This window comes from Kribbella sp. NPDC051936 (assembly GCF_040680955.1).
Taxonomy (GTDB): Bacteria; Actinomycetota; Actinomycetes; order Propionibacteriales; family Kribbellaceae; genus Kribbella.
Map to the genome: position 1 here is coordinate 967,607 of NZ_JBFAXS010000002.1, position 8,710 is coordinate 976,316.

Annotated in this window: 12 protein-coding genes; 9 read left to right on the top strand and 3 right to left on the bottom strand. The window is 68.0% G+C overall.

Features of this window, described 5'->3' with window-relative positions:
- The first annotated feature begins 73 nt into the window (after positions 1-73).
- Together AB0L64_RS10195 and AB0L64_RS10200 are read left to right on the top strand one after the other, a co-directional pair.
- Positions 74-1,048 (top strand): aldo/keto reductase, encoded by a 975-nt coding sequence (locus AB0L64_RS10195; protein WP_363709770.1) that lies wholly within the window; start codon positions 74-76, stop codon positions 1,046-1,048.
- A 166-nt stretch (positions 1,049-1,214) separates the two neighbouring features.
- The gene (locus AB0L64_RS10200) at positions 1,215-1,670 is read left to right on the top strand and encodes a hypothetical protein (RefSeq protein ID WP_363709772.1); all 456 of its coding nucleotides are present in this window, start codon (positions 1,215-1,217) and stop codon (positions 1,668-1,670) included.
- Between the two features lie 51 nt (positions 1,671-1,721).
- On the opposite strand, the gene AB0L64_RS10205 is transcribed toward AB0L64_RS10200, so the two are convergent.
- Positions 1,722-2,585 carry a LysR family transcriptional regulator gene (locus AB0L64_RS10205; protein ID WP_363709774.1) on the bottom strand — a complete coding sequence of 288 codons (864 nt, stop codon included), beginning with the start codon at positions 2,583-2,585 and terminating at the stop codon, positions 1,722-1,724.
- Between the two features lie 61 nt (positions 2,586-2,646).
- On the opposite strand from AB0L64_RS10205, the gene AB0L64_RS10210 reads away from it, so the two are divergent.
- Positions 2,647-3,630, top strand: coding sequence for an aldo/keto reductase (locus AB0L64_RS10210; RefSeq protein WP_363709776.1), 984 nt, complete (start codon positions 2,647-2,649; stop codon positions 3,628-3,630).
- Here the strand turns inward: AB0L64_RS10210 and AB0L64_RS10215 are convergent.
- On the bottom strand, positions 3,627-4,514 hold the full coding sequence (locus AB0L64_RS10215) for a LysR family transcriptional regulator (RefSeq protein ID WP_363709778.1): 888 nt from the start codon (positions 4,512-4,514) through the stop codon (positions 3,627-3,629). The two genes, AB0L64_RS10210 and AB0L64_RS10215, sit on opposite strands and share 4 nt — an antisense overlap.
- A 141-nt stretch (positions 4,515-4,655) precedes the next feature.
- Between AB0L64_RS10215 and AB0L64_RS10220 the strand changes: the two genes are divergently transcribed.
- From AB0L64_RS10220 to AB0L64_RS10240, 5 genes are all read left to right on the top strand, one after another.
- The gene (locus AB0L64_RS10220; protein WP_363709779.1) at positions 4,656-4,814 is read left to right on the top strand and encodes an SEC-C metal-binding domain-containing protein; all 159 of its coding nucleotides are present in this window, start codon (positions 4,656-4,658) and stop codon (positions 4,812-4,814) included.
- A gap of 9 nt (positions 4,815-4,823) precedes the next feature.
- Positions 4,824-5,240: a hypothetical protein gene (locus AB0L64_RS10225; protein ID WP_363709781.1), complete on the top strand. Its 417-nt coding sequence runs from the start codon at positions 4,824-4,826 to the stop codon at positions 5,238-5,240.
- A gap of 18 nt (positions 5,241-5,258) precedes the next feature.
- The gene (locus AB0L64_RS10230) at positions 5,259-5,819 is read left to right on the top strand and encodes a GNAT family protein (protein WP_363709783.1); all 561 of its coding nucleotides are present in this window, start codon (positions 5,259-5,261) and stop codon (positions 5,817-5,819) included.
- 72 nt (positions 5,820-5,891) lie between these two features.
- Complete coding sequence (locus AB0L64_RS10235; RefSeq protein WP_363709785.1) at positions 5,892-6,671, top strand: L,D-transpeptidase family protein; 780 nt, start codon at positions 5,892-5,894, stop codon at positions 6,669-6,671.
- 713 nt (positions 6,672-7,384) lie between these two features.
- Positions 7,385-7,936: an SIMPL domain-containing protein gene (locus tag AB0L64_RS10240; RefSeq protein ID WP_363709787.1), complete on the top strand. Its 552-nt coding sequence runs from the start codon at positions 7,385-7,387 to the stop codon at positions 7,934-7,936.
- On the opposite strand, the gene AB0L64_RS10245 is transcribed toward AB0L64_RS10240, so the two are convergent.
- The gene (locus AB0L64_RS10245) at positions 7,918-8,274 is read right to left on the bottom strand and encodes a TraR/DksA C4-type zinc finger protein (RefSeq protein ID WP_363709789.1); all 357 of its coding nucleotides are present in this window, start codon (positions 8,272-8,274) and stop codon (positions 7,918-7,920) included. The genes AB0L64_RS10240 and AB0L64_RS10245 overlap by 19 nt on opposite strands.
- Positions 8,275-8,285: 11 nt before the next feature.
- On the opposite strand from AB0L64_RS10245, the gene AB0L64_RS10250 reads away from it, so the two are divergent.
- On the top strand, positions 8,286-8,710 hold a 425-nt coding region (locus AB0L64_RS10250; RefSeq protein ID WP_363709791.1), incomplete at its 3' end, for a 2-oxo acid dehydrogenase subunit E2.

The window sequence follows — 8,710 nt, forward strand, 5'->3', positions numbered from 1 at the left end:
AGAACGTGGGGTGATCGGACTGTGCAGATTCTTCTGTTGGAAGTCTGGGCGGGGCGGAGGGAGGGTGGAAGGCATGGACTTCACTCAGCTTGGACGGACAGGTCTGTCGGTTAGTCGGATCGTTCTGGGGACGATGAACTTTGGGCCTCTGACCGAGGTGGGGGATGCGCACGCGATCATGGATGCGGCGCATGACAAGGGGATCAACTTCTTCGATACGGCCAATGGGTACGGGCGGGCGATCTACCCGGGGCGGACCGAGGAGATCATCGGGGAGTGGTTCGCCAAGGATCCCAAGAACCGGGACAAGACGGTGCTGGCCACCAAGGTGTATGGGGACATGGGCGATGGGTGGCCGAACGAAGGGCGGTTGTCGGCGCTGAACATTCGGCGGGCGCTGGATGCGTCGCTGAAGCGGCTGCAGACGGACTACATCGATCTGTACCAGTTCCACCACATCGACCGGAACACGCCGTGGGACGAGATCTGGCAGGCGATGGAGGTCGCCGTGCAGCAGGGGAAGGTGCTGTACGCCGGGTCGAGCAACTTCGCGGGGTGGCACATCGCGCAGGCCCAGGAGGCTGCCAAGCGGCGGAACTATGTCGGGCTGGTCAGTGAGCAGTCGCTGTACAACCTGGCGCAGCGGGACATCGAGCGTGAGGTGCTGCCGGCGGCGCAGGCGTACGGGCTGGGTGTGATCCCGTGGTCGCCGCTGCACGGTGGGCTGCTGGGTGGTGTGATCCGGAAGGAGAACGAGGGCGTACGGCGCCTCGAAGGGCGCGCCAAGGAGACGCTCGAGAAGCTCCGGCCGCAGATCGAGCAGTACGAGGCACTCGCGGACGAGCTCGGACACGAGCCGGGTGACCTTGGGCTCGCGTGGTTGCTGCACCAGCCGGGCGTGACGGGGCCGATCGTGGGGCCGCGGACGATGGAGCAGCTGGAGTCCGCCGTACGCGCGGTCGACATCAAGCTCGACGAGAAGACCCTCACCCGCCTCGACGAGATCTTCCCGGGCTACAAGACCGCCCCAGAGGACTACGCCTGGTAAGACGTGATAGGCGGCCGCACCGTTCGAGGTGCGGCCGCTATTGGCGCTTGCCGAGTGTCGGCAGCCCGCCGGACACCGTGCGGACCGAACTACTCCTGCGCTGGTCAGCATGTTTGTTCGAGCACTTCTGGCAGAGAGCGAACTGGACGACTGAGCGGCCGGTCGGATGGAACATCCGACCGCAGCCACGGCAAACCAGGAATCCCCGGCGAGTCGCGCAGTCGTCGCAGTACTTCTTGGCTCGGTTGACGTACTGCGCGGCGCAGTCGATGCAGAGCTTCGCCGTACGGCGAACTTCTGGAGCGGACCGCTGTTGCTTTCGACCCCGCAGGCGGTTCATATGCGCTCGGAGCTGAGCCTGGCCGCCATCCGGACCGAGGCGCGCGATCACCCGCTCGAGTTCTGTGAGCCGTTGCGCCACGAAGAGAGTGTCGCCCTGCCCCGCAGCGATCTGCGCCTGGCGGAGGAGGGCACGAGCGAGTGCCTTCAGCTGCGTCTCGCGGGCAGCGGTGCGGCGAGACCAGGCACGAGCCCGCGCCCGCCGCTGGGGACCAGGCTCCGCTGGACCGCCATTGACAACATCGTTCATCCATCCCCCAACCAACAGCTGCTGCAGGCTTAATCGCGCTCGGGGCCCGCGCGTTACCTCTGTGGGCTGCTGGCCTGGCGAACGTCAGAACTGGACGCAATCGATGAACTGTTGGACTGGCGTCCGAGTGTCGTCGGAGCGCCAGGCGACGGCTAGTTGGGCGGGTGGGAGGTCGGGGACGGGGCGGCAGGTCAGGCCGGGGCGTTGGTACAGGCTGGCGTTGCCGACGGCGAGGAGGGCTACGCCGACGCCGGCGGTGACGAGTTCGAGGACCTCGTCGGCGGCCGTGGCCTCGGCCGCTACCACCGGTGGGCGGGGGCGCTCGTCGGCGGCTAGCCAGAAGTCGCGGAGCGGGCCGGCGGCTGCGGGCAGGGCGACGAACGGCTCGTCGAGGAGCATCGCGAAGGGGATCTCGTCGCGGTCGGCCAGCGGGTGGTGATCGGGTAGCGCGACCCAGCGAGGCTCGGTGATCAGGACGCGGGTCGCGAAATCGCCGGCGACCGGGAGCCAGACGAACGCCACATCGCTGGTGCCGTCACCGAGCCCGGCAGTCGGGTCGTCCCAGCCGACCAGGCGGAGCGAAACCGTCCACCCCGGAAGCATGGAACGGAAGCGTGCGACGGCCGGTCGTTGCAGGTCTCGCCCGACAGCAGTCTGCATGCCGACGACGAGCTGCTGCGGATGGGCAGCGGCGCGCGCCTCGGCGTACCCGCGATCCCACAAGGCGAGCACGTCCCGCGCCACCGGGAGTAGCGCACTCCCCTGCGACGTCAGCTCGAGGCCGCGCGGCTGACGGGAGAAGAGGTCGAAGCCGAGCCGCCGCTCGAGGGCGCGGAGCTGCTTGGACAGCGCGGGCTGGGAGACGAACAGGCGCGCCGCCGCGGCGGTCACAGTCGACTCCTCGGCGGCGGCCACGAAGTACCGGAGTTCCCGCAGGTGCGCGTCCATAACCAACGGTTATACCAACAGGTCTTGGTGCAACCGGCACCGGCCGATCGATGCTGGGCGCATGACGAACACACGCAACCTCGGCGGGCTCGACGTCCCGGCGATCGGCTTCGGCGCGATGGTGCTCTCCCCCGGCATGTACGGCGCGATCGACGACGACCGGGCGCTCACCGCGCTGACCGCGGCGATCGACGCCGGCGGGACATTCATCGACACCAGCGACGCGTACGGCGACGACGGGCACAACGAGAAACTGGTCGGTCGGGCGATCCGTCGAAGGCGCGACGAGGTCACCGTCGCTACGAAGTTCGGACTGCGCCTCAGCGACGGCGCGGAGCCGCATCCAAAAGACGTCGGGTTCGCATTCGAGCAGCTGCTGGTCAATGCGGAGCCGAAGTACGTGCAGCAGTACGCCGAGAACAGCCTGCGCAACCTCGGCATCGACGCGATCGACCTGTACTACCTGCACTTCCCGGATCCGCAGGTGCCGATCGAGGACACCGTCGGCGCGATGGCCGAGCTCGTCGCCGACGGCAAGGTACGACACCTCGGCGTGTGCAACGTGACCCCGCAGGAGCTGCGGCGCGCGTACGACGTCCATCCGATCGTCGCCGTACAGACCGAGTGGTCGATGTGGCGGCCGATCGACCCGGAGCTGCTCGACGTGGCGCGCGAGCTCGGCGTCGGCGTCGTACCGTGGAGCCCGCTCGGAGCCGGCTTCCTGACCGGCACCGTGCAGTCGCTGGACAAGGATGACTTCCGGAACAACGCGCCGCGCTTCGACGCCGCGAGTCTGCAGGAGAACAACGCGTCGTACGAGGCGCTGCAGGCACTCGCCACCGACCTCGGCATCACGCGCAGTCAGCTTGCTCTCGCGTGGCTGCTGCACCAGGATCCGGCGGTCGTACCGATTCCTGGCAGCCGTACGCCGGCGCACATCGTCGAGAACCTGGCGGCCGCGGACATCACCCTCCACCCGGACACACTCACCCGCATCGACGCAGTCCTCGCCCGCCTGACGCCTGTGGGCGGCACACTCCTCTAAGCGTGGACCGCCGTCGTCGGAAGCATGCCGAGCAGGGCGTCGGCGGCGAGGGAGGCGGCGGTTCCGGTCGGTACGGCGACCGAGACCTGCCAGTGCGACGCGGCGCCGGGGGCGAGGGCGACCGTGACATGGTCACCGCGTTTGGCGGCGATCCGTTCCGGGACGAGGGCCACGCCGAGGTTGTGGGCGACGAGCGCGAGGAGGGTGTGCACGTCGTTGACCTCGATGGTGACCGGGTGCGCGACCCCGGCGTCGGCGAACGCGCGGTCGGAGATCGCGCGGGCGCCCCAGGTCCGGTCGAAGTCGACGAACGACTCCCCCGCCAGATCGTCGAGCGTCACACCGGACGCCTTCGCCAGCCGGTGGTCGGGGGCGCAGACGAGCACCATCGACTCCCGCGACAGCGGTCGCAGGTCGAGGCCGTCGACCGGATCGCCGGCGGTCGCCACGAAGGCGACGTCGAGCCGGCCGGAGGCGAGTTCGTCCAGCATCGGGGTGGAGCCGCCCTGGCGGACCTCGATCTCGACCCCCGGGTACGCGGAGCGGAACTTGGCGAGCAACGCCGGTACGTCGACCACGCCGAGGCACTGCTCCAGCCCGACGGTGAGGTGACCGCGCAGCAGGCCCTGGACCGCGGCGACCGCGTCCTTCGCGGCCTCCGCGGCGGCGAGCGTACGGCGGCCCTCGCACAGCAGCGCCCGGCCCGCCTCGGTGAGCTCCACGCTCCGGGTGTTGCGCACGAACAGCGAGGCGCGCAGCTCACGCTCGAGCGCACGGATCGAGGCGGACAGACCCGACTGGGAGATCGACATCGCCTCGGCGGCCCGCGTGAAGTGCTTCTCCTCGGCCACCGCCACGAAGTGTTCCAAGTGCCTCAGCTCCATGACTAAGAACTGTAGTCGATCGAACCATCCCGATTCTGCGGCGCCACATATTGAACGCCCTCCCCCGCGGATCCCCAGCCCATCACAATCTGCGGAATCCGCAGCGTCCGCGCGGCGGTCGACGCCGAGAGCCCGATTGTGATGGCCTGGCGATCCGTCACGCACGCGTCTGCGAACTCGACGCCGTCATGGGTAACGGGTCAGCCGTGCTGGTGCGGTTCCGGGATCAAGTACAAGAAGTGCTGCGGTGGTCCGCTGCCCGCCGAGCCCGTTCCGGCCGGCCCGACCCTGACTGGATAAGGTGTGGGCATGGCGGATGAGGAGTTTCGGGTTGAGGTCGTGCTCGGGAACGACGAGCACGGGTTGACGTTCTGGGAGCGGTTGCGGGCGATCGATCTCGACGACGATGCGCAGAAGCGGCTCGGCAGTCAGGTGACGGTGACCCGGGACGGGAACCGGATGCTGATGTACACGCACACGCTCGAGGACGCGCAGGAAGCCGAGCGCACCGCCAAGGAGCTGGTGGCCGACGACCGCCTCGAGGCGCACTACACGATCACCCGGTGGAACGCCGAGGAGCAGGACTGGGCCGACCCGAGCGTCCCGGTCGGCCCGCACGACGCCACCGAGGACGCCGCGAAGAACGCGAACATGGAGGTCCCGGACCCGCGGTACGTGGTGATGCAGGCCTACAAGCCCGAGTTCCTCCGCGACCTGGGCCTGTAGAACCTCACCGGGACAGACATGGATGTCGTGCTGGCGCCGGTGCGTGCGGAGGATGTGCCGCTGTTGCAGCGGTTCGCGGTGGAGCCTGGGCTGATCGGGCTCGACTGGGGTGGGTTCCGGGATGCGCAGGCGCCGGTTCGGCGGTTCGCCGAGGACGGGTTCCTCGGCGTGGAGGATTCGCGGCTGATGGTTCGGACCGGGGACACGACGGCCGGGCTCGTGTCGTGGCGCTCGGGGTCGTTCGACAGTGTCACCAACTACTGGGAGATCGGGATCGCGCTGCTGCCGGAACACCGCGGATTTGGGATCGGCTGGCGGGCGCAGGCGATGCTGACGGCGTACCTGTTCGAGCACACGCCGGCGTACCGGATCCAGGCGTCGACGCATCCGGAGAACCTCGCCGAGCAGAAATCGCTGGAAAAGGCGGGTTTCCGGCTCGAAGGCGTGATCCGCGGCTGCGAGTTCCGCGCCGGCCGGTACCGGGACGGCTACCTGTACAGCAGGTTGCGCGACGACCCGGCGCCGGAGCTCGGCAACGGTTCGGTGACGGACGGTGGTTTGAACCCTCTCGCGCATTAGTCTCGGCGGGTCGTTGCACGCCTACTCGGCGTGGCTCTGCGACTCTGAAAATGCTGAGGGAGAGGGGAATCCGTGTCACGTCGACGTGGTCTCGTTGCCGGTGCCGTGGTGTGTTCGTTCGTACTCGCCGGCTGTTCGGACGTGGCCGCGAGCGAGTCGACGCCTTCCCCGACGCAATCCCCCGCCATCAGCAGCATGACCCCGGCGCCGACACCGACCGCGAGTGCGAAGCCGACGGTCAAGCCGACCGCGAAGCCGAAGCCCAGGGTGAAGCAGCAGCCGGCGTACTACGCGCTGCGCGTGGAACGACAGCTGGACAAGCTCGGCTACCCGGTCGGCGACATCGACGGTGACATCACAGCCCGCGCCAAGCAGGCGCTGTGCGCGTGGCGCGAGACGCACGGCCTGCCGGTCAGCCGCGCCGGCCTGACGCTGAACGACGCATACTCGGTGCTCAACGCAACGAGTCGCCCGGCGCCGACCCGCGAGCCCGGGATCTACGTCAACAAGACCTGCCAGATCCTGTACCAGATCGTTGGGAAGACCTACAAGCGGATCGTCTGGATCTCCACCGGCGGCCCCGGCTACGAGACCCCGAACCGCACCGGCAAGGTCTGGCGCAAATGGGCCGGCGCCCACGAGAGCAGCTTGTACGAGGACGCCTACATGTACGACTCGCTGTACTTCCTCAAGGACCGTCCCGGCATCGCCCTGCACGGCTCCCGCGTCAACTCCCTCGTCAAGCCCTACCCCGCCAGCCACCGCTGCGTCCGCGTCCTCCGCCCCGAGATCCACCACATCTTCACCGAAACCCCGATCGGCACGAAGGTCCAGGTGTACGGGGATTTCTAGCGCTGCGTTGCTCGCCGCTGATTCGCCTCTCCAACAGGGGATTTAGGCCTGGTCCACGGATCCTCGTCGATCAGGCTTTGCCCTGCTGATTTGCTCATCGGTACCCGTCGGTGACCGACCTCTGTCAGCACTCCACGGAGCAGTGACGGAGCAGGAGATCCGCATCGGAGCCGGGCGTCGGGCGCCGTCATCGGGCGACGCTCTCTCCCGGACGTGCGCTGCGGTCCTACCGCGTTTCCAGACGTCGCTCGTCGAGCAAGCATGGCCAACCTGCTGGTAGCGAGACCGATTGTTCTAGCCGGCACCGACCCCGGCCGACTCGAACCGGACCCGGCACGGATCGATCGTCGAGCGCTGGCACTGCGAAAGCGGCCAGCGTCACCAGGCGCGGACCGTGATGGGCGGGCGGCCTGTGCAGCTCGACGGTCATGCTCGGCGGTGAGCCCGCAGAGAGCTCGACGGGTCCCCCGACGCCGTCGAACGGTGGCTGGCTGCGCACGGCTGGAGCCACGCAGGCAGCCGGCGGGGCCGCGGTTCGCCTCACGATCAGGCGTGAGCCGCACAGGCTCTTGATGATCTCATCGGGCCGAACGACCATGCCCTCGCCGACGCCGTAATCAAACCTCCGCAGCCAGTGGGACACTGCCGAGATGGACGCAGGGATAACAGTTGTGGGATCGGGGCAGACCAGTGCGCCGCCCGATGCGTTGCGAATGTCGTTGGCGGTTGGATACCAGGCCGATGACGTGGCGACCGCTGTCGCCGAGGTGGCCGAGCGTACCGACGCTGTCATGGCAGCTTTGCGGGCCGAAGGTGTGGACACTTCCGCGATCAGGACGACCGAAGTCGAGGTCTCCCAGCACTACCGGGAGCCGGGGCGGCCGCAGATGTACGGCGCGGCCCATCTGCTGACCGTGTCGAGCCGGGATCTGCTCGGCTTCGGGCGGTTGCTCAACGTGGCTGTGGAGGCGGCGGGAAACAGTCTTGACCTGCACGCCGTCCGGTTCGACGTCGGCGACAAGGCCGCGCTGTTGACGAAGGCTCGGGCGTTGGCCTTTCGGCAGGCGCGGGAGAAGGCCGAGGAGTTGGCCGAACTGGCCGGGCGCAACCTCGGCGCGGTCACCGGGATCTCGGAGACCTACAGCCACCACGGCTTTCATGAGCAGGCTCTGAACGCCCAGGCCGGGTTCGAGTCCGAAATTCACATCACCCCCGGAGACACGAAGCTCGAGGTCTCGCTCGAGGTTCACTTCGCGTGGTCCTGAGCACAGGTGATGCAGGTGCGGGCTGCGGGTCTGACTTGGAGGCGGGCGAGCGGGATGGGTTGGGTGCAGTTCTCGCAAGTGCCGTAGGTGCCGACTGACAGTCGGTCGAACGCGGTCTCGATTTCCGCCAACTGCTTCTGGACCTGTTGAACAAGCGACGTGACCTGGGATCTCTCGAAGGCGATCGTCGCACCCTCAGAGTCGTGTTCGTCGTCGGCGTTGGAATCTCGTGACGCGGCGACCACCTCGTGAAAAGTCGCCCGTAAGGCTCGCAAGCCGTTGGAGCGCTTCTCGTCGTTGCGCCTCCAGCAGGTCGCGAGCTTCCTCCACTTGTCCATCGTGGCACGGTGTGTGGGCATCGGGCTCCTGCCTGGCCGATGGCCAGCCGCAGGATGCCAAGCCGTTCCGCCAGCCGAGCCCGCGGATTCGGCTTCTCCACCCCGCGCGGCGGAGGTCGAGCAGCAACCGGCCGCCTTCGACCCGGCATCGTTCGGATGCAACCGATCGCCGGAGCCGTAAGCCGGATCCAACGCCGGTACGTACTGTCCCCACGATCGCCGAGGAGTCACAGGATCTGGCCGGACGAGCCCGGCAGCGTCGCCTGCGAGCTGATGAGATGACCGGAGGAACCTTCACGGTCAGCAATCTGGGGATGTACGGCGTCGAACACTTCACCGCCATCATCAACCCGCCCGAAGCCGCGATCCTCGCTGTCGGTGCGGCGCGCCGCGAGGCCGTCGTTCTCGACGACGATTCCATCGCTGCACGGACCCG

Bases quoted from the DNA above. Each gene is read 5' to 3' on its own strand.
- AB0L64_RS10210 (WP_363709776.1), top strand. From the start codon at position 2,647: ATGACGAACACACGCAACCTCGGCGGGCTCGACGTCCCGGCGATCGGC.
- AB0L64_RS10225 (WP_363709781.1), top strand. From the start codon at position 4,824: ATGGCGGATGAGGAGTTTCGGGTTGAGGTCGTGCTCGGGAACGACGAG.
- AB0L64_RS10200 (WP_363709772.1), top strand. From the start codon at position 1,215: ATGGAACATCCGACCGCAGCCACGGCAAACCAGGAATCCCCGGCGAGT.
- AB0L64_RS10240 (WP_363709787.1), top strand. From the start codon at position 7,385: ATGTCGTTGGCGGTTGGATACCAGGCCGATGACGTGGCGACCGCTGTC.
- AB0L64_RS10215 (WP_363709778.1), bottom strand. From the start codon at position 4,514: ATGGAGCTGAGGCACTTGGAACACTTCGTGGCGGTGGCCGAGGAGAAG.
- AB0L64_RS10220 (WP_363709779.1), top strand. From the start codon at position 4,656: ATGGCCTGGCGATCCGTCACGCACGCGTCTGCGAACTCGACGCCGTCA.
- AB0L64_RS10230 (WP_363709783.1), top strand. From the start codon at position 5,259: ATGGATGTCGTGCTGGCGCCGGTGCGTGCGGAGGATGTGCCGCTGTTG.
- AB0L64_RS10245 (WP_363709789.1), bottom strand. From the start codon at position 8,274: ATGGACAAGTGGAGGAAGCTCGCGACCTGCTGGAGGCGCAACGACGAG.
- AB0L64_RS10195 (WP_363709770.1), top strand. From the start codon at position 74: ATGGACTTCACTCAGCTTGGACGGACAGGTCTGTCGGTTAGTCGGATC.
- AB0L64_RS10205 (WP_363709774.1), bottom strand. From the start codon at position 2,585: ATGGACGCGCACCTGCGGGAACTCCGGTACTTCGTGGCCGCCGCCGAG.